The organism is Sphingomonas sp. EC-HK361, assembly GCF_902498785.1.
In the GTDB taxonomy this organism is placed as follows: domain Bacteria; phylum Pseudomonadota; class Alphaproteobacteria; order Sphingomonadales; family Sphingomonadaceae; genus Sphingomonas.
The window spans coordinates 1,705,879-1,723,361 of sequence record NZ_LR701494.1 but is presented as its reverse complement, the minus strand read 5'-3'; the positions used below and the strand labels follow the sequence as shown (position 1 = coordinate 1,723,361).

The 17,483-nt window shown below is 66.8% G+C and carries 21 protein-coding genes; 9 read left to right on the top strand and 12 right to left on the bottom strand.

All coding sequences use genetic code 11. The annotated features are described in order from the left end of the window. Positions 1 to 57: 57 nt before the first annotated feature. From BOS5A_RS15735 to BOS5A_RS15720, 4 genes are all read right to left on the bottom strand, one after another. Positions 58 to 591, bottom strand: coding sequence for a CarD family transcriptional regulator (locus BOS5A_RS15735; protein WP_151955832.1), 534 nt, complete (start codon positions 589 to 591; stop codon positions 58 to 60). Positions 592 to 833: 242 nt separating this feature from the next. Continuing rightward, positions 834 to 1,175, bottom strand: a complete 342-nt coding sequence (fdxA, locus tag BOS5A_RS15730) for a ferredoxin FdxA (protein WP_151955831.1) — start codon at positions 1,173 to 1,175, stop codon at positions 834 to 836. Positions 1,176 to 1,239: 64 nt separating this feature from the next. Then, positions 1,240 to 1,518, bottom strand: a complete 279-nt coding sequence (locus tag BOS5A_RS15725) for an RNA-binding S4 domain-containing protein (protein WP_151956040.1) — start codon at positions 1,516 to 1,518, stop codon at positions 1,240 to 1,242. Between the two features lie 13 nt (positions 1,519 to 1,531). Continuing rightward, a complete protein-coding gene (locus tag BOS5A_RS15720; RefSeq protein ID WP_151955830.1) occupies positions 1,532 to 4,024 on the bottom strand; it encodes a helicase-related protein in 2,493 nt (830 codons plus the stop codon). 211 nt (positions 4,025 to 4,235) lie between these two features. On the opposite strand from BOS5A_RS15720, the gene BOS5A_RS15715 reads away from it, so the two are divergent. Further along, the gene (locus BOS5A_RS15715) at positions 4,236 to 5,714 is read left to right on the top strand and encodes a M23 family metallopeptidase (RefSeq protein ID WP_199857401.1); all 1,479 of its coding nucleotides are present in this window, start codon (positions 4,236 to 4,238) and stop codon (positions 5,712 to 5,714) included. Between the two features lie 28 nt (positions 5,715 to 5,742). Here BOS5A_RS15715 and BOS5A_RS15710 read toward each other — a convergent pair whose 3' ends face one another. From BOS5A_RS15710 to BOS5A_RS15690, 5 genes are all read right to left on the bottom strand, one after another. Beyond that, entirely contained in the window at positions 5,743 to 7,407 is a 1,665-nt protein-coding gene (locus tag BOS5A_RS15710; RefSeq protein WP_151955828.1) for an ATP-binding protein, read from the bottom strand. A gap of 72 nt (positions 7,408 to 7,479) precedes the next feature. Beyond that, positions 7,480 to 8,199, bottom strand: a complete 720-nt coding sequence (locus BOS5A_RS15705; protein WP_151956039.1) for a TIGR02186 family protein — start codon at positions 8,197 to 8,199, stop codon at positions 7,480 to 7,482. Between the two features lie 35 nt (positions 8,200 to 8,234). Further along, positions 8,235 to 9,149 carry a sulfite exporter TauE/SafE family protein gene (locus tag BOS5A_RS15700; RefSeq protein ID WP_151955827.1) on the bottom strand — a complete coding sequence of 305 codons (915 nt, stop codon included), beginning with the start codon at positions 9,147 to 9,149 and terminating at the stop codon, positions 8,235 to 8,237. Between the two features lie 42 nt (positions 9,150 to 9,191). After that, complete coding sequence (locus BOS5A_RS15695) at positions 9,192 to 9,383, bottom strand: hypothetical protein (protein ID WP_151955826.1); 192 nt, start codon at positions 9,381 to 9,383, stop codon at positions 9,192 to 9,194. 68 nt (positions 9,384 to 9,451) lie between these two features. Continuing rightward, on the bottom strand, positions 9,452 to 9,634 hold the full coding sequence (locus tag BOS5A_RS15690; RefSeq protein ID WP_199857400.1) for a hypothetical protein: 183 nt from the start codon (positions 9,632 to 9,634) through the stop codon (positions 9,452 to 9,454). Between the two features lie 139 nt (positions 9,635 to 9,773). On the opposite strand from BOS5A_RS15690, the gene BOS5A_RS15685 reads away from it, so the two are divergent. The 7 genes from BOS5A_RS15685 to BOS5A_RS15655 all read left to right on the top strand — a co-directional run bounded on the left by BOS5A_RS15685 (position 9,774) and on the right by BOS5A_RS15655 (position 14,703). Beyond that, positions 9,774 to 10,238: a helix-turn-helix domain-containing protein gene (locus tag BOS5A_RS15685; protein WP_199857399.1), complete on the top strand. Its 465-nt coding sequence runs from the start codon at positions 9,774 to 9,776 to the stop codon at positions 10,236 to 10,238. Continuing rightward, positions 10,228 to 10,587, top strand: a complete 360-nt coding sequence (locus BOS5A_RS15680) for a hypothetical protein (RefSeq protein ID WP_151955824.1) — start codon at positions 10,228 to 10,230, stop codon at positions 10,585 to 10,587. Before BOS5A_RS15685 ends, BOS5A_RS15680 begins: the two co-directional genes overlap by 11 nt. 114 nt (positions 10,588 to 10,701) lie before the next feature. Further along, positions 10,702 to 11,097 (top strand): hypothetical protein, encoded by a 396-nt coding sequence (locus tag BOS5A_RS15675; protein ID WP_151955823.1) that lies wholly within the window; start codon positions 10,702 to 10,704, stop codon positions 11,095 to 11,097. Then, positions 11,045 to 11,506 (top strand): winged helix DNA-binding protein, encoded by a 462-nt coding sequence (locus tag BOS5A_RS15670; protein WP_151955822.1) that lies wholly within the window; start codon positions 11,045 to 11,047, stop codon positions 11,504 to 11,506. Before BOS5A_RS15675 ends, BOS5A_RS15670 begins: the two co-directional genes overlap by 53 nt. A 150-nt stretch (positions 11,507 to 11,656) precedes the next feature. Further along, positions 11,657 to 13,012 carry a cytochrome P450 gene (locus tag BOS5A_RS15665; RefSeq protein ID WP_151955821.1) on the top strand — a complete coding sequence of 452 codons (1,356 nt, stop codon included), beginning with the start codon at positions 11,657 to 11,659 and terminating at the stop codon, positions 13,010 to 13,012. Positions 13,013 to 13,078: 66 nt separating this feature from the next. After that, a complete protein-coding gene (gene cysQ / locus BOS5A_RS15660; RefSeq protein ID WP_151955820.1) occupies positions 13,079 to 13,891 on the top strand; it encodes a 3'(2'),5'-bisphosphate nucleotidase CysQ in 813 nt (270 codons plus the stop codon). Between the two features lie 62 nt (positions 13,892 to 13,953). Next, positions 13,954 to 14,703: a class I SAM-dependent methyltransferase gene (locus tag BOS5A_RS15655; RefSeq protein WP_234419374.1), complete on the top strand. Its 750-nt coding sequence runs from the start codon at positions 13,954 to 13,956 to the stop codon at positions 14,701 to 14,703. On the opposite strand, the gene BOS5A_RS15650 is transcribed toward BOS5A_RS15655, so the two are convergent. Next, positions 14,679 to 15,383: an HAD family hydrolase gene (locus BOS5A_RS15650; RefSeq protein ID WP_151955819.1), complete on the bottom strand. Its 705-nt coding sequence runs from the start codon at positions 15,381 to 15,383 to the stop codon at positions 14,679 to 14,681. The two genes, BOS5A_RS15655 and BOS5A_RS15650, sit on opposite strands and share 25 nt — an antisense overlap. Next, complete coding sequence (locus tag BOS5A_RS15645; protein ID WP_151955818.1) at positions 15,380 to 16,042, bottom strand: YggS family pyridoxal phosphate-dependent enzyme; 663 nt, start codon at positions 16,040 to 16,042, stop codon at positions 15,380 to 15,382. The genes BOS5A_RS15650 and BOS5A_RS15645 overlap by 4 nt, the downstream gene beginning before the upstream one ends. 23 nt (positions 16,043 to 16,065) lie before the next feature. Here BOS5A_RS15645 and BOS5A_RS15640 point away from each other — a divergent pair, with 23 nt between their 5' ends. Then, positions 16,066 to 16,593 carry a thiamine phosphate synthase gene (locus tag BOS5A_RS15640; protein WP_151955817.1) on the top strand — a complete coding sequence of 176 codons (528 nt, stop codon included), beginning with the start codon at positions 16,066 to 16,068 and terminating at the stop codon, positions 16,591 to 16,593. Positions 16,594 to 16,700: 107 nt separating this feature from the next. On the opposite strand, the gene BOS5A_RS15635 is transcribed toward BOS5A_RS15640, so the two are convergent. Then, a complete protein-coding gene (locus BOS5A_RS15635; protein WP_234419373.1) occupies positions 16,701 to 17,369 on the bottom strand; it encodes a hypothetical protein in 669 nt (222 codons plus the stop codon). Positions 17,370 to 17,483 lie beyond the last annotated feature (114 nt).

Below are 17,483 nucleotides of genomic sequence, written 5' to 3'. Positions count from 1 at the left end.
CAAACGAAAAGGGCGGCCCCCGCAGGAGCCGCCCTCGACGTTGCGATGCAGGCCCCGTCAGGCGGGAACCTTGTCCTTGTTGTAGATGGCAGCGGCGGCGCGCAGGATATCGAGAATCTTCTCCTGTGCGGTCGGCTCGTCCACCTCTTCCATCGCGGCGAGTTCGCGCGCGAGACGGCTCGTCGCGCCTTCGAAGATCTGCCGCTCCGAATAGCTCTGCTCGGGTTGGTCGTCGGCGCGGAACAGGTCGCGGACCACTTCGGCGATCGACACGAGGTCACCCGAATTGATCTTCGCTTCATATTCTTGCGCACGCCTGGACCACATGGTGCGCTTCACCCGCGGCTTGCCCTTCAGCGTCTCGAGCGCTTCCTTCAGCGTCTTGTCGCTGGACAGCTTGCGCATGCCGACGCTCTCGGCCTTGTTGGTGGGGACACGGAGCGTCATGCGCTCCTTTTCGAAGCGCAGCACATACAGTTCCAGCTGCATGCCGGCGATTTCCTGTTTCTGCAGTTCGACGACGCGGCCGACCCCATGCTTTGGGTATACGACATAATCACCGACATCGAACGACAGGGCCTTGGCTGCCATGAGCGACCTTTCTGGAATCGGACCCGGGCGGCCTCGCTGCGGCTTTCGCCACGACGAAAAGGCGGTCCGGGACGAGGGGGGTTGTACGTCTCCAGCGGGCAACGCGCGACAGACGTGCCCGACATGGACCGATATAGCAGAGTCGCAATAAAATTACCAGCCCGATGAGTCAGTCAAGCTGTCCCGTCGCGCGAATTCCCTCGTTCTGGCGCAGTCGTGGCGCGGCCGGTCAGCCGCCCCGATCAGTCGCCTGTGCCGGCTTCCGGCGAGAAATATTTGTCATACTTCCCTTCCTCGCCCTTGTGCTCGTCGGCATCGGCGGGGGTCTGGTCGTTCTTGCGGGTGACGTTGGGCCACTGCGCGGAGAAGGTCGTGTTCAATTCCAGCCAGCGCTCGAGACCATTCTCGGTGTCGGGCAGGATCGCCTCGGCCGGGCATTCGGGTTCGCACACGCCGCAGTCGATGCACTCGCTGGGATTGATGACGAGCATGTTCTCGCCTTCGTAGAAACAGTCGACGGGGCAGACCTCGACACAGTCCATATACTTGCAGCGGATGCAGGCATCGGTGACGACATAGGTCATTGCCGGATCACTCCCCTCGGCGTTCGAACGATGGACAGCCTGCTATGCGGCACGCCTGTCTCCGTCAATCGCCAGTGCTTTCCTGCGAGACGTTCGCATCGAGATCGTCATAGCACGCCGCAGCCTCGACCGCAGGGCCGCGCCTGGCAGGCAGCGCCGCGACGCGGATCACGCGCACGCGGCCGTGCGCCGCGTAGGTCAGCACGTTGCCGACGCGCACGGTCGCATGCGCGCGCCCGATCACTCGGCCGTCGATCCGGAAATGGCCGGTTTCGGCAATAGCCTGCGCAAAGGCGCGGGTCTTGGCGAGGCGCACGAACCACAGGAACCGGTCGAGCCGCATCGTGCCCGCAGGATCAGCCACGCGCCGCACCGAGCGTCGCCAGGGCAGCGAACGCATTGCCGGGGTTCACGACGGCGGCCGCGCGTCGCACCGGCGGGCGCCCGCGCCACGCCCAACGCTCGGCGAAGCCGTCCCCCTTCACTGGACGAAAGCCAAGTTCTGCCATCAACCGCGCATAGGTTTGGGGATGAACGCCCATTGAGACCGCAAGGGCGGGGTCGGTCGCGAACGGCGCGCGGCCCTTGCGGGCATCATGCGCCGCGCGCGCGAGCCGCTCGACGAGATCGAGGCGGATTGCCTGCTGTCCGAGCGAACGGAAACCGGCTGCGGGCGTCGCGCCGGTCGCGCCGCGCGGCAACACCGTCGCACCGGCGTGCGGCAGATCGAACGGCTCGCTGCGCAGGGCACGCAGCGCGCGGCGCCAAGCGGAAGCCGCTGGCTTGAGCAGGCGCGCATCGAAAAGATCGAGCGCGCCGATGGTGATGCCAGCCTTGCGCAGACGCTGGCGACCTTCCGGAGAAAGTGCCTCGAGCGCATCGCGCAGCGGCGCACGTGCGGCAAGCCCGGCGCCGTCCTCCAGCGCTGCCGCAATGCTGCGCAGCATCGGTCCCGCGTCGGCATCGTCCGCCATGGCGGCGAGGTGGCGCAGCGCGGGGACATGGCGGCCGAGCGCGCTATCGAGCCACGCGCCGAGCGTTCTCGCGATGGAATCACGTGCCGCGCGGTCGAGGCAGTCGAGGCTTGGGTCGAGCGCTATCCGCGGCCGGGCCAGCGACGCACCGGCAACCAGCCGCGCGACAATCGACCCGCGCCAGGCAAGCGTCGGCGGCGTCACGGCGAGGTCGATCGCGAAGACGGTGTCGGCAGCCAGGTCGGACGCCCGCCGCGTGCGCTCGCTCGCCAGCCGTTTTCCCGCAGCGGCCATCACCATCCGCCGGTCGCTGGCGGTCGCATCGGGCGCGGGCGTGAAGGCGAACCCGTCCAGACGGCCGATCGGGTGATCCTCGACCAGCACCTCCCCCTCGGCGCCGATCGTGACGGGAAGCGCGCTCGTATCGGCGCCGATCTGGCGGATCAGCGCTGTCGTGCGCTTGTCGACGAAGCGCTGCGTGAGGCTCGCGTGGAGCGCATCCGACAGGCGTTCCTCGACGCTGCGGGTGCGCTCCGCCCAGTGGGCCGGATCGGCCAGCCAGTCGCTGCGCTGTGCGATATAGGCCCAGGTGCGCACTCCCGCTATCCGCCCGGCGATCGTCTCGACATCGCCATCGGCGCGGTCGAGCCGGGCCACTTCGTCGGCGAACCATTGATGCGGCAGGTGCCCGCTGCCCTCGCTCAGATGCCCGAAGACGCGCGCGACGAAGCGGGCGTGGGGATCGACGCCGGATTTGCGGAAATCGGGAATGCCGCACGCAGCCCAGAGGCGCGCGACCATCGCCGGACGCCGCACGCGGTCGCGGATCGCGGGGTCGTCCGCCAGCCGCTTCAACACTGCGAGATCGACCGACTGCGGCGCCGGGCGGAGCACGCCCGCGGGCGGCTTCGCTTCCAGGCTGGCGATCAGCGCGTCGATGCTCGACAGATCGGGCTCGCCCTCGCGCCAGTAAAGGAAATCGAGCGACGGGAAGCGGTGCTCCTCAATCGCGAGCACTTCCTCCGGCAGGAAAGCGCCCGGGCCGTCCTCGACCAGCGCGCCGAACGTGCCGTCGCGCTGATGCCGTCCCGCGCGCCCTGCGATCTGCGCCATTTCCGCGATCGTCAGCCGGCGGTTGCGGCGGCCGTCGAACTTGGTGAGGCTGGCGAAGGCGACATGCGCCACGTCCATGTTCAGCCCCATGCCGATCGCGTCAGTCGCGACGAGATAATCGACCTCGCCTGCCTGGAACATCGCGACCTGGGCGTTGCGGGTTCGCGGGGACAGCGCGCCCATCACCACCGCCGCGCCGCCGCGCAGCCGCCGCAGCATCTCGGCGACGGCATAGACTTCCTCCGCGCTGAACGCGACGATCGCGGAGCGACGGGGGAGGCGGCTGATCTTCTTCGCGCCGGCATAGGTGAGCGTCGAAAAGCGGGGTCGTCCGACGATCTCGACCTTGGGAATCAACGCCTTGACGACCGGACGAAGCGCGGCTGATCCCAATATCATCGTCTCCTCGCGCCCGCGCGCGTGGAGCAGGCGGCCGGTAAAGACGTGGCCGCGTTCCGCATCGGTGCCGAGTTGCGCTTCGTCCAGCGCGACGAACGCGACGTCCCTGTCCGGCATGCTTTCCGCGGTGCACAGGAAATACCGCGCATCCTTGGGCACGATCCGCTCTTCGCCGGTTACGAGCGCGACCTGGTTTGCGCCCTTGATCGCGACGACGCGGTCATAGACCTCGCGCGCCAGAAGACGGAGCGGGAAGCCGATCATCCCGCTGGAATGGCCGCACATCCGCTCCACCGCGAGATGCGTCTTGCCGGTGTTGGTGGGGCCGAGCACGGCGGTTACGGCGGAGGCGGTGGAGGACATGGTCGCGCCAACATCGGAGCCGCGGGCGGGGCATGCAAGCATCTGTGTTGGTTCGGCAAGGCGTCGTTGCGGCTCGTCGTGGGGGGGCAACGACCGGGCGCAAGGCGGCGCCATGGGGCGACGGGTTAATTTGACTTTAGCATGTTCACTCCACAACGGTTGGACCTGCGCCGGGGGGATCGGCGGACTGGCCGATCAAGGGCGTAATCTGTTGTTCTTGCGCGACGACCATGGACTGGAATTGGCAGGCGCCGCCGGCGGCCGTTCTTTCGGTCGTGCGCTCGTGCCGATCGCCGATCTGTCGCCAATCGATCGATTACGCGTAAAAGCCGCGCAGATCGACTGGGTGCCCGATCTGGGTGCCCAGATCGGCAGCCGGACATGGTGGCGCGGCCTGGCGACCTGCACAGCGCTGTGCGCCGCGACCTGGGTGATGTCGCCCGGGCTGGATCGTCCCATCGTCGGCGAAACCCCGGCACCGCTCGCCGGCGCGGAGTGGGAGGAAGCGCGCACCCAGGCGATCGCGCCGCTGGGACTGGGTGCCGATACCGGCCGGCGCATGGCCGCGAACGATCTCGTCCGGCCGCTCGCAGAGACACCCGAGCGTCCGATTATCGAACTCACCGCGACGCTTGGCGACGGCGATCAGTTCGCGAGCGCCCTCCAGCGCGCCGGTGTCGGCCGCGGCGACGCGGCGGCGGCAGCGGATCTTGTCGCCGAGGCGGTGTCGCTGAACGATCTCAAGCCGGGGACACGCTTCGACCTGACGCTCGGGCGCCGCGCCGACCGCACCGTGGCGCGACCGCTCGAAAAGCTCGCCTTTCGGGCGCGCTTCGATCTCAACCTCGCGCTCACCCGCGCGGGCGATCATCTGGCGCTCGATCGCCGGCCGATCGCGATCGACAACACGCCGCTGCGCATCCAGGGCCTGGTCGGGTCCAGCCTCTACCGCTCCGCCCGCGCGGCGGGCGCGCCGGCGAAGGTCATCGAATCTTTCCTGAAGGCCATCGCGACACGGCTGTCGATCGGACGCGACGTCAGCGCCGCGGACAGTTTCGACATCATCGCCGAACAGCAGCGCGCCGCGACGGGTGAGGTGCAGATCGGCCAGCTGCTCTTCGCGGGGCTCGACCAGGGATCGAAAAAGACCCAGCTGGTGAAATGGGACCAGAACGGCGCGAGCCAGTGGTTCGACGCGAAGGGCCAGACCGAGCAGCGCGGCTTCATGGGTATGCCGGTGTCCGGGCGGATCAGCTCGACCTACGGCATGCGCTTCCATCCGCTTCTGGGCTTCATGCGGATGCACAAGGGGCTGGATATTGCCGCGCCATACGGCACGCCGATCCACGCAGCGGTGGCGGGGCAGGTCGCCTTTGCCGGGCGCAGCTCCGGATATGGCAATTTCGTGAAGCTGGTGCACGGCGGCGGCCTTGCCAGCGGCTATGGGCATATGAGCCGGATCGCGGTGCGGCCGGGCGAAACCGTCTCGCGCGGCGAGGTGATCGGCTATGTCGGATCGACCGGCATGTCGACGGGGCCGCATCTCCACTGGGAAGTGTGGAAGAACGGCGCGGCGGTGAACCCGCGCTCGATCGCGCTCGCCAGTACGGCCGTGCTGTCCGGCGAGGCGCTGCGCGCATTCAAGGCGCGCGTATCGACCCTGCTGAGCGTGAAACCGGGCGCCCGCTGATCAATGCAATGACGAATTAGGGAGGCGCTCAGCGCCCCTGTGCGCGCCAGCGCTGGACGGTGCGGTCGATGATCGCGCCTTCGTCGCCGGCCTCGCGCCACAATTCGCTGAACAGCGGGTCGCCTGATGCGGGGCGCTTGCCATCCTCCAGCGGCGCGAAGGCGGCACGGATCGGGATGGCGACGCCTTCGCCGCAGATGATGCATTCGCGGTTGCGCAGCGCGGGGATGGTGTCGAGGAAACCGCGCGCGCCTTCCGGCATCGCGGCGCGCACGAACGCCTGATCGCGATCGTTGTTCAGGCGCATCGAAATGATCGTGCCGCACTGCGACAGCACACCCTCGGCGAGGTCCGACGGACGCTGCGTGATCAGCCCAAGCGATACGCCGTATTTGCGGCCTTCCTTGGCGATTCGGCTGAGGATGCGCCCGACCGACGATCCGTCGGCGTTGCGCTCGTTCGGCACGTAGCGGTGCGCTTCCTCGCAGACGAGGAGGATCGGGCGCTGCGGCTCGTTGCGGGACCAGATGGCGAAGTCGAAAACCATGCGGCTCAACACGGCGACGACGACGGAGGTGATCTCGCTTGGCACGCCCGAGACGTCGATGATCGAGATCGGCTTGCCTTGCGTTGGCAGGCGGAAGATGCGCGCGATGAAATCCGCCATCGTGTCGGCCACCAGCATGCCCGAGAACATGAAGCTGAAGCGCGGGTCGGCCTTCACCTCCTCGATCTTCGCCTTCAGCCGCTGATAGGGCGCGGTGTCGCCGGCGCGGTCCATCTTGCCCATTTCGAGCTGAATGATGCCGGTCAGGTCGCTCAGCAGATACGGGATCGGCGCATCGACGGTCAGCTTGGGAATTTCCTGCCCGACGCGGCTCTTGGCGCGTGCAGCGAGCAGGCATTTCGCGAGAATGTCGGCATCATGCTGCCGGTCGGCCCCGCTCGAGGTCAGGAAGACCTCGCAATGCTCCTCGAAGTTCATCAGCCAATAGGGCATCGCGAGGTTCGACACGTCGAACAGCGCGCCATTGTCCTGGAAGGCTGCGGAATATTCGCCGTGCGGATCGATCATCACGATGTGGCCCTGCGGCGCGAGCGCGCAGATGCGGTGGAGGATCAGCGCGGCCGCCGTCGATTTGCCCGTGCCGGTCGAGCCAAGCAGCGCGAAATGCTTGCCGAGCATCGCATCGACATAAAGCGACGCACGAATATCGCGGGTGGGGTAGATCGTGCCGATATCGATGCTGGCGCGCCCGTCTGCCGCGTAGATCTGCTTCATGTCGGCGGTGGTGAGTGCATGCACCGGACAGCCCGGTGCGGGATAGCGCGTTACCCCGCGGCGGAAATGGTAGAGCTTGCCGGTCAGCTTCTCCTCGTCACCTTCGCCGAGGAAATCGATCGTCGCGACCACGCGGTCGACGCTGTCGTCGGCCAGCCGCAGCGTGCGGACATTGGCGATGAGCCACGTGTTGCCGACACGCAGTTTGATGAGGCTGCCGACCTGTCCCGAGCTTGCGATAATGGGATCGGCATGGGTGCCGATCTGGTCGAGCGCCATCATGTCCAGCAGCGCCTCACTGGCGCTGCCGCCAACGGACAGGACCGCGCCGATCGGCGCGGCAGCGGCGGCGTCGGCCACCGTCACGGGCATGGCCGGGTCGAACGCATGCGTCCCGGAAAGATCGTTCATCTGGGCGGTCCCCCAATTACGACCGCGAGGGATAGCCCGGCTTTCGTAAAGATATGATGAGGACGAGCGGCCCTAAATGCGCCGCGCGATCCAGCCCGCCGCCCAGCCCAGGAAGATCGACAGCGCGACGACGACGATGCCGTAGGGGACGGCATGGCGATCCGCCGCGATCGCGATGAACCGCTCGAACCCCGATTTGCGCACCGTGATATCGCGGACCGCGGCGGCTAGCACGCGCCCGTCGCGGATGAGAAATGTCTCCGCTGTGAAGCGCCCGACCGGGACGCGCGCCGGAATCGCGACGCGCGCGCGGTAGAGGACGCCGTCGCTGATCTCCACCGCGCCCGGCGCCTCGTAATATAGCCCGTCGCGCTGTTTCAGATCGACGAGGCCGCGGCTGAAGCGGTCCTGCACTGCGCTCGTCGCAGCGGAGGCGGGGGAGAGCTGGAGGCTGCCGAGCCCCAGCTCGTAGATCGCGCGGGTGCGTTCGTCGACGACGCGGTCGATCGGTCGCGACGAGGCGATCGCGTAGAAGGATGGGGCCGAGCGGTAGCGCTGCGCCTGCGCATTGACCCAGATGCCGCCGACCTTGGCCTTTTCACGGACCATGATCGATTGGGTCGGCCCCTTCACCACGACCACGATGTCGGCCGGATGTTTCGCCGATGGCCGATCACCCGCCGGGTAGAGAATCGCGCCGAAGAGCAGCAGCTCGGCGCCGGTGAAGCTGTAGGCGATGTCGATCGCGCGCTGCGACACGTCGGGGACGAGGACGGGCTTCGTCTGGGCCATCAGCAGCGGCGCCAGCAATGCGCACGCCCAGCCTTTCACGACAGCTCCACCGAATAGATCTCGTCGGGCCGCCAGCCGAGGCCGAGTGCGATCCGCCCGGCGACGATCAGCACGATGATCGCGAGTGCGAGGCGCAGATATTCGGGTCGTGCGCGCTGCGCGAACCGCGCGCCGATCTGCGCGCCGACGACCGATCCCAGCAACAGCAGCCCGGCGAGGAGGATATCGACCGCTTTTGTCGTCGTCGCATGCATCATCGTCGCGGCGGCAGTCACGAACAGGATCTGGAAGAGCGACGTGCCGACGACGACCTGCGTCGCCATGCCGAGCAGATAGATCATCGCGGGAACGAGCACAAAGCCGCCGCCGATGCCGAGCAGAATGGTCAGCACGCCGGTCATAAAGCCGAGGATCAGCGGCGCGAGCGGCGAGATGTAGAGTCCTGATCGATAGAAGCGCATCCGCAAGGGCAGGGCCGCGACGAGCGGGTGATGGCGGCGGCTTCGCGGCTTCGGCGTCCGTGCGCCGCGCGCCACGCCGATCGCCTCCAGCGATTCGCGCAGCATCAGCCCACCGATCCACACCAGCATCACGACATAGGTGATCGCGATCGTCGTATCGATCTGCCCGCTTTCCTGGAGCAGCCGGAACAGCCACGTGCCGAACCCGGCGCCAAGGAATCCGCCCGCGACGAGGACGCCGCCCATCTTCACGTCCACCCCGTCGCGCCGGAAATAGGCGATCACGCCCGATACGCTGGCGCCGGTGACCTGGCTGGCGGAGGACGCGGCGGCGACGGTGGGCGGAATGCCGTAGACGATGAGCAGCGGCGTCGTCAGGAAACCGCCGCCGACCCCGAACATGCCCGACAGCAGCCCGACGCCGAGCCCCAGCGCGACGATGACCAGCGCGTTGACCGACAGGTTGGCGATGGGGAGATAGACATCCACGACGCGCGTAGCGTTATGCGTTTCGCGCGCGCGGGGGAAGCGTCAGAAGTCGGCGCCGATCGTCAGGGCCAGACCGGAGCCGGGGCGGGCGTTTCCCGCCACACGCTGCCGCCAGTCGATCGTCAGCCGCGCGCGCTGCCTGCCGACCGGAACCAAGGCGACGATCGACGGGCCGATATCGAGGCGCGATGCCTCACGCTGTGCGCCGCCCCATGCACCGAGTCCGCTATCCATGCGAACTAGTCCGGCGTCAGCGATCGGGTAGAAAGAGATATCTGCATAGCCGATGATTTCCGATCGGCTTATTGCATTGACGGTGTCTGCGGTTGCTCGGCTTGGCGCTCCACCGCGCTCCCGATCGCGCGGACGACAGCGACGCGCGCCGTGTCGAGATGGATGCCGACCATGTCAGCGCCCAGCTCGTCAGCCAGCGCAAGCGCCTCTTCGACCTGGCTGAGCAGGCGCCGTCCTCTCTCCGTGTGCATCCGCTCTCCATATTCCAGCCGACGAGTCGACAAAATAGGGAACAAAGCGGAACTTCTTTGTCGTTCGACATTGGGACGGAGGGAAGGTTATTACCATCGGCGTAGCGTTAACGACCACTGCAAACTGAGGATCGGGGCCTTGGATATCGAGCGGTTCGACGCGCTTTCGCCGCGTCATCGCGATTGTCTGAGGCTGACCTTCGAGCGGCTTCGGACCAAGGAAATCGCGCAAACGCTCGGCATCTCGCCGGGCACCGTCAACAAATATTGCACCGAGGCGATCGCGATTTTGGGCGCCAAGGACCGCCGGCATGCCGCGAGCATGCTTGCAGCTCATGAGGGCGCCGCCCCCCTAAATTTATACCCCCCATCCAACGGGGTAGTCCAACCACCTGCCGACGCGCCAGCCATCCCAACAGGCAGCGTGCCACCGTCACCGGGACGGTGGATGCCGCTGCGTCGTAAGGGAGGCAAAAACAATGAGCTCAGCTTCATCGCCCGCATCCTCTGGGTTCCTGCACTCGCGATCATCCTCGCCACTGCATTTGGTCTCCTCGCCCTCGGGGTGCGCACCATCAGCCATCTCGTCTTCGGTGGCGAATGATGACGCCGCGCGGGACGCGGCCTTCGAACATCTTGCGGAATGCCTGCACAGCTATGAGCGGCTGCTTCGCGATAACTTCGCCAGCATGGCGCGGCTGCAGGGGGCAGCCTGCGAAGCGCAGCGGCTGTCGGGGGTCGGATCGACGGTGGGCCATCAATTCCTGCGCGCGGTCACCTCGTCCTCGGTAGGCATCACGGACGCGCTGTCACACATCGCCGACGGCCACCGGCTTCTGGAGCAGCTGGGCAAGCGGCTTGGCTACGACGTGTCGGCCTATGGCGACGGGATCAAGGATCCCGCGCCCGGCTTTACGACCGGCAGCGCAGACCCTCTGCACGCCGCGGGCTGAACGATCGGGGGGCGAGTGTCGACAAAGGTCGCAATATTCTATTTCGTTCAGGTGTTTGCGTCCGCCTAGGCCATCTGGCGAGGCGGCGCACCTGAGCGGATCGTCGCGATCGCGATGATCTGCGCGGCGATCGCGTCCTCACTCGCGCCTTTCGATCCGGCGCACACCTTCCGCACGATCAACGTGCCGGTTGCTGGCATCGACGTCGTCCTGTTCCTCGCGATGTGGGGAATAGCGATCTTCGCCAACCGCTACTGGCCGATTTGGCTTGCCGCGACACAGCTCGTGGCGGTCGGGATCCATGCAACGCGCGCCTATGATCCGCACATCGTCGCGATCGCGTATGGCAGGCTTAGCGGCCAGATTGCCTATCCGATGATCGCGCTTCTGCTGGCCGGCACGGTGCGCCACCGCCTGCGCCTGGCCAAGCACGGCATCGAGCCAGACTGGACCAATCATGGCATCGCTTTCCTCGCCCCTGGAGATTCACGATCAACTCCTGCTGGCTAAGCTCGGTGAGCGGCTCGCGCTCATCGCCGAGAACTCTTTGGCACGCCCAAGTTTTCAACGGGAGGCAGAGCAGCCGATCAATTTCACCATCGAACACACCGCCAAAGCGCTCATCGATGAACGGAAACGCCGCATACGGCATTTCGGCGAATACGCGCAGTTCGCCACGGGGCCGAGCTGGTCAATCCTGCTCGACCTGACGGCGAACATGTCGAAACCTGCGGCGATCTCGATTAACTCCGCATGCTTAGCGTCAGGAGCACCAGCCACGACGGGCCTCCGCCATCTCGCAGCGCTCGTCAACGCAGGGCTGATCGCGCGCGATCGAGACCCCTTCGACGGACGTCGCACATTCGTTCGACTAACGCCGCTGGGTGAGCGGCTCATGACCGCGCATCTCGCTCGCTAACCCGCATGCTGACGGTGTCAATTTCGCTCAATCGAATGCGCAGCCTCGACAACAGGTGCTCCGGTAAGCCGCAGACTTGGCAAGCGTGGTAACGATCTCGCTTGCCACCGCGGCGTAACCAAAGTTACGCTGCGATCAAGGAGAGCGGTAATGCGGCTGGTGAGCGAGCATGTGATCGATGGCGCGGCGGGGCCGGCTACGCCCCCGGTCTACCCGACTCTGCCCGAGGTCGACCTCGTCGATATCCAGCGCTTCACCAAGGGTCAGCCGTGGGGCGATTTCGCCACGATGCGTGCCGAGGCGCCGGTGATGTGGCATCCCGAGCCGCGCGGCGGGCCAGGCTTCTGGGCAGTTACCCGCTATGAGGAAGTAAAGCGCGTCAACGGCGATCCGGTGACCTTCTCCAGCGAAAAGGGCGGTATCCTGATGGCGCTCGGCCCGCCGGAGACGCGGCATCCGACGCTGTTCTCCGCTTCGACCAACTCGCTCATAAACCTCGACGGCCGCCCGCACCGCGAGCTTCGCCGCGAGCATATGCCCTATTTCACTGCGACCTACATGAAGGGCTTGCGCGCGCGGGTCGCGGGCGAGGTCACGCGGCTGCTCGATACGATGGCGCCGCTCGGTCGCTGCGATTTCGTCGAGAAATTCAGCCAGCGCCTGCCGATCTTCACGCTGTGCGAGATGCTCGGCGTGCCGGAGGCCGATCGCGAGCGGTTCATGGGCTGGATTCATTTCCTCGAAATGGCGCAGCAGGTGGCGATGGAGCAGATCGACCAGCTCGTAGGTCTCACTGAGCCGTCCCCGCAGATCGCGGCCTTTATCGAGCTGTTCAACGCGAACGTCGCCGAGATGTTCGACTATGGCCGCCATATGCTGGCAAAGCGCCGCGCCGATCCGCAGGCCGACCTGATGAGCGCGATCGCCAATGCCGAGGTGGAGGGCGAGCGGCTTCCCGGCGAATATCTCGATGGCGCATGGCTGCTGATCGTCTTTGCCGGCAACGACACGACGCGCAACTCGCTGTCGGGTGCGATGAAGCTGTTCACCGAGAATCCGGAGCAGAAAGCGCTGCTGCAGTCCGACCCCGGACTGCTGACGAACGCGGTGCACGAGATCACGCGGATGGTCTCGCCCGTCATCTACATGCGCCGTACCGCGACCGCCGATACCGAGATAGCCGGGCAGCGAATCGCCGAGGGCGAGAAGGTCATCATGTATTACGGCGCCGCCAATCGCGATGCCGCCATGTTCCCCGATCCGGACCAGTTCGATATCACGCGCGCGAATGCCGAAAAGAACATCGCGTTCGGTTACGGCCCCCACATCTGCATCGGGCGGATGACCGCGCAGTTGCAGCTTGAGGAAGCCTATGCGCAGATATTTCGCCGCTTTCCCGACATCCGCTGGACCGGCGCTATGGATATCGCCCCGAACAACTTCGTCCACGCGCTGCGTCGGCTCGAGGTGGAATTTACCCCGGAAGGCATAGCGCGCGCGGCATAAGCGGCTCTTTTGCGCCATGAAGAAAAGGCGGTGTGCGCCGCGCTCGTGACGCCCTAGATAGGGTCCATGACGCGCGAGGAACGATCCGCCCTGATGCTCGGCCTCGTCGCGCTCGCCGAGCGCGCGGGCGACGTCGTGTGGGATCATTTCGTCGGCGGCTGCGCGGTGATGGCGAAGGCGGATGCGAGTCCGGTCACGATCGCCGACCAGGCGGCGGAGGCGATCATCCTCCACGGGCTGGCGCTGCTCGCCCCCGCGGTGCCGGTGGTAGCGGAGGAAGAGGCCGCGGCAGGGCGAATCCCGGAGACCGACGGTGCTTTCTTCCTCGTCGATCCGCTGGACGGCACGCGCGAGTTCGTCCGGCGCGGCGACGATTTCACCGTCAATATCGGACTGATCGAGGATGGCGCGCCGACGATGGGGGTCGTCTATGCGCCGGCGCGCGACGCGCTCTATTGGGGCGATGTCGGGGCGGGGGCCTGGCTTGCCGCGCGGACCCCGCATCAGGATCACGGTGCGCCGCGCAAGATCGTGGTGCGCGATCCCAGCAATCCGCCCTGCGCGGTCGCATCGCGCAGCCACGCAACGCCAGAGGTCGTCGCGTGGCTCGATGCGGGCGGCATCTGCGATTGCGTCGCGATCGGCTCCAGCCTGAAGTTCGCGCTCGTCGCGTGCGGAGAGGCGGACGTCTATCCGCGCACCGGGCCGACGATGGAATGGGATACGGCGGCGGGGGACGCCGTCCTGCGCGCGGCCGGCGGGGTCACGCTCGATCCCGATGGCGCGCCGTTCCGTTATGGCAAGCCGGGCTTTCGCAACACCGGGTTCGTCGCGACCGGCCCGTATCGGCCGGCGCCGCTCCGCGACTTCCTGACGTGATCGCAGCGCTTGCGATGGCCGGCGATCCGGCCGAAAAGAGCGCCTCATTTCAGGGAGAGTCGATGATGCGCTTTCGCCACGCCCTTGCCGCCACGCTGCTGCTGACCACCGCCGCCGTCGCGCGCGACCATCCCGCCGCGCAGACCAAGGCCGCCGTCGCAAAGGCGCTCGCCGATCCCGCGCGGGCCGATCAGGCGAAAGACGACGATCGCCGTCATGCGGCCGCGGTGCTCGCTTTCTCGGGCGTCGGGCCGGGCGACACGGTCGTCGATTACTTCCCCGGTTCGGGTTACTGGACGCGCGCGTTCACGAACATCGTCGGCGCCAAGGGCAAGGTCTACGCGATCTGGCCCAAGGCCGGTGCGAAATATGCCGCGAAGGCGTTGCCGGCGCTGAAGGCGCGCGGTTTCGCGAACGTGACGGCGGAGGTGCAGACGACCGATCTGCCGACCGCGCCGAAGCCGGTAGACCTGTTCTGGACGGTGCAGAACTATCATGATGTCGCGAACGAGAATGGCGAGGCATCGCTGACCGCGTTCGACGCCGCGGTCTTCAAGATGCTGAAGCCCGGCGGCACCTATGTGGTGATCGATCACGCCGATGCGGCGGGCACCGGCATCATCGGCACCGACACGCGCCACCGCATCGATCCGGCGGCGGTGCGCAAGCATGTCGAGGCGGCCGGCTTCACGTTCGTCGGCGAATCGAACGTGCTGCGCAACCCGGCGGACGATCACAGCAAGGCGGTGTTCGACGACAGCATCCGTGGCCGCACCGACCAGTTCGTCTACAAATTCCGCAAGCCCGGCTGAGTCCGGGACAGCATCAAAAGGCGCGCGACTTCGGGAAAGTTGGACGCGGTGGCGTCCACCCCGATCGCGCGCAGGCGCTCGGCATGATCCGCGTCGCAGTGCGACCCCGCGCATAGGCCGATGACATAGGCGCCGCTTGCCACCGCACCGGTCGCGCCGACCGGCGAATCCTCGAGGATCGCGCAGGCCTCGATCGGCACGCCGAGCGCGGCGGCGGCGTGGAGGTAGATGTCGGGCGCCGGCTTGCCGCGCGTCACATGCTCGCGGCCCGAAAAGATCATGTCGCCGAAATCGTCCGCCAGCCCGATATGGTCGAGATGACGGCGGATCCAGCGCGTGGTGCTCGACGAGGCGATCGCGCGCGGCAGGTCGCGGGGCAGGGCGCGGACGAAGCGGATCGCGCCCTCGACCGCACCGACCCCGGCCGCCATGACCCGCGCATCCTCGGCGGCGCGAGCGGCATGGAAGTCGTCCGGGAGCGCGCGGCCGATATGCGTTTCGATCGCGCCGATGAACTCATCGCCGGCCAGTCCCATGAACTTCGCCATCGATTCCGCAGGGCTGGTCGGGTGGCCGATCCCGCTCAGATAGCGCGCGATATGGGCGTTGCCCTCATATTCGCTTTCGATCAGCACGCCGTCGAAATCGAAGATCAGCGCTTGTGGTGGACGCGCGATCATGCTGCCGCGCGTGCCCCGAACAGAGCCGACCCTACACGGACATGCGTCGCGCCCAGCGTTACCGCGGTCTCGTAGTCGGCGGACATGCCCATGCTGAGGCCCGAAAGACCGAGGTCGCGCGCCATCTTTGCGAGGAGCGCGAAATAGGGGGCTGGCTCCACATCGGCCGGGGGGATCGCCATCAGGCCAACGATGGGGAGCCCCGCCTCGCGCGCGTTTGCCAGCAGCGCCGGCACGTCGGCAATGGCGCACCCGCCCTTTTGTGGCTCATCGCCGATATTGACCTGAAGGAAGCAATCCGGGCGCTTCCCCGCCGCCATCGCCTTGCCGAGTGCCGTGACCAGCGAGGGGCGATCGACCGAATGGATGACGTCGAACAGCGCGACCGCGTCCGCGGCCTTGTTCGACTGGAGCTGGCCGATCAGATGCAGCGTCACATCGGGGTATCGCGCCCGAAGCGCAGGCCATTTCTCCTCGGCTTCCTGCACCCGGTTTTCGCCGAAATCGCGCTGGCCGGCGACGAGCAGTGGCTCGATCGCCTCGGCGGGATGGGTCTTGGAAACCGCGATCAGCGTCGTGTCGGCGGGTTTCCGACCGGCGAGCCGGCTCGCCTTCGCGATGCGATCCCGGATGTCGTGCAAAAGTTCGTCTGCGGCCATGCGGCGCGCTATAGCGTTACGCGATGCGTCCCCGCCACCCCGCGATTGTCCCCCGCCTGTGGCTGATGACCGATGAGCGTATTCCCGATCTGATCGCCAGCGTTCGCCGTCTTCCGCGCGGCAGCGGGATCGTGTTTCGCCATTATGCGACGCCGCTGCCTGAGCGAAGCCGCCTGTTCCGCCGGCTGCACCGCATCGCCGTTGCGCGCGGGCTGCTGATCGTGCGGGCAGGCGCTGACCGCATGCCCGGCGAAGCGGGAACCCATGCGCGGCGCGGCGGCGGGTTCATCACCTGGCCTGTGCATGATCGGAAAGAGGCAATGCGCGCCGTGCGACGCGGGGCGGATGCGCTCTTTGTATCGCCGATCCACGCAACGCGGTCGCATACCGGTGCGCCAGGGATCGGCGGGCGGGCGGGGCGACGGATCGGGCAGGGGTTCGGGGTGCCGCTGATCGCGCTTGGCGGCATGAACGCGCGGCGGTTCCATCGCCTGAGGGCCAGCGGGTTTCACGGCTGGGCGGCGATCGATGCGCTTTGTGGGAGCCGTTGAGTTGACGCGGATGTGAGCACCGAAGTGCTCGGTATCTTCATTGTTGATGCAGGAAAGAATTGCGCGCCTTAACCGAACAGATTCGGAACGAGCAGTTCGTCATCCGATCAGAAGCGGAAGGCGGTTCCGACATAGACTGCCTGGCTGTCCACGCGATTGTCGTTGATCCGCGCCAACCGGTCACGCTCGGTGCGGTAGCGCACGCCGGCGGTCAGATCGAGGTTGCGGGTCAGCGAGTAGGAGCCGCCGACGTCGAGCGAATAGCTCGGCCCGGTATCGACCAGCTGGACGCTTTCGTCGATCGGCTTGTCCGCGGTTGCCTTCACGCGGCCGGTGAAACGCTTCAGATCATAGGTGACCGCGACGTTGGCGGCCTCACGGCTGCCCGGCTTGCCGGCCAGGTCGACCTTCGACACATCGCCCGCGATCGCGAAGCGGCGCCAGCCGACCGCGACGCCGAGGTTATAGGCGATCGGCGCGAGGCCGACGGTCGGCGCGGTCTGATCGCGGCCGGCATCGCCGGTGCGGGTCGCGCGGCTGCGCACCGCGACCGTCACCGCGCGGTTGTCGCGGCGGGTTTCGGACGGGGTGAAGCGGAAATCGTCATCGCCAAGACCGCCGCGCGCGAACATCGCGGCGAGGCGGGGATCGGCGGCGGCAGGCGTGAAGGTGCCGAACCCGCGCGCCGGCGCATCTGCCTGTTTTGCCGGGCGAAGATTGCGGTCGGGGGCACCGATTGCGGGCGCCACGGCAAAGCCGGCGGCAACCAGTGCCACCGCAGCTCCACCCAGCAAGGCGCGCTTACCAATCACTCAAAGCCCTCACGACTCTTCCGTAAATCCGGCCTAGCATGATTCGATCCGCGGTCACTATCGGCGGGAGTCGTTTTC

Coding starts and splice junctions, on each gene's coding strand:
- BOS5A_RS15735 (WP_151955832.1), bottom strand. CDS start 591: ATGGCAGCCAAGGCCCTGTCGTTCGATGTCGGTGATTATGTCGTATAC.
- fdxA (WP_151955831.1), bottom strand. CDS start 1,175: ATGACCTATGTCGTCACCGATGCCTGCATCCGCTGCAAGTATATGGAC.
- BOS5A_RS15725 (WP_151956040.1), bottom strand. CDS start 1,518: ATGCGGCTCGACCGGTTCCTGTGGTTCGTGCGCCTCGCCAAGACCCGC.
- BOS5A_RS15720 (WP_151955830.1), bottom strand. CDS start 4,024: ATGTCCTCCACCGCCTCCGCCGTAACCGCCGTGCTCGGCCCCACCAAC.
- BOS5A_RS15710 (WP_151955828.1), bottom strand. CDS start 7,407: ATGAACGATCTTTCCGGGACGCATGCGTTCGACCCGGCCATGCCCGTG.
- BOS5A_RS15705 (WP_151956039.1), bottom strand. CDS start 8,199: ATGGCCCAGACGAAGCCCGTCCTCGTCCCCGACGTGTCGCAGCGCGCG.
- BOS5A_RS15695 (WP_151955826.1), bottom strand. CDS start 9,383: ATGGATAGCGGACTCGGTGCATGGGGCGGCGCACAGCGTGAGGCATCG.
- BOS5A_RS15690 (WP_199857400.1), bottom strand. CDS start 9,634: ATGCACACGGAGAGAGGACGGCGCCTGCTCAGCCAGGTCGAAGAGGCG.
- BOS5A_RS15675 (WP_151955823.1), top strand. CDS start 10,702: ATGATCTGCGCGGCGATCGCGTCCTCACTCGCGCCTTTCGATCCGGCG.
- BOS5A_RS15670 (WP_151955822.1), top strand. CDS start 11,045: ATGGCATCGCTTTCCTCGCCCCTGGAGATTCACGATCAACTCCTGCTG.
- BOS5A_RS15665 (WP_151955821.1), top strand. CDS start 11,657: ATGCGGCTGGTGAGCGAGCATGTGATCGATGGCGCGGCGGGGCCGGCT.
- cysQ (WP_151955820.1), top strand. CDS start 13,079: ATGACGCGCGAGGAACGATCCGCCCTGATGCTCGGCCTCGTCGCGCTC.
- BOS5A_RS15655 (WP_234419374.1), top strand. CDS start 13,954: ATGATGCGCTTTCGCCACGCCCTTGCCGCCACGCTGCTGCTGACCACC.
- BOS5A_RS15650 (WP_151955819.1), bottom strand. CDS start 15,383: ATGATCGCGCGTCCACCACAAGCGCTGATCTTCGATTTCGACGGCGTG.
- BOS5A_RS15645 (WP_151955818.1), bottom strand. CDS start 16,042: ATGGCCGCAGACGAACTTTTGCACGACATCCGGGATCGCATCGCGAAG.
- BOS5A_RS15640 (WP_151955817.1), top strand. CDS start 16,066: ATGCGTCCCCGCCACCCCGCGATTGTCCCCCGCCTGTGGCTGATGACC.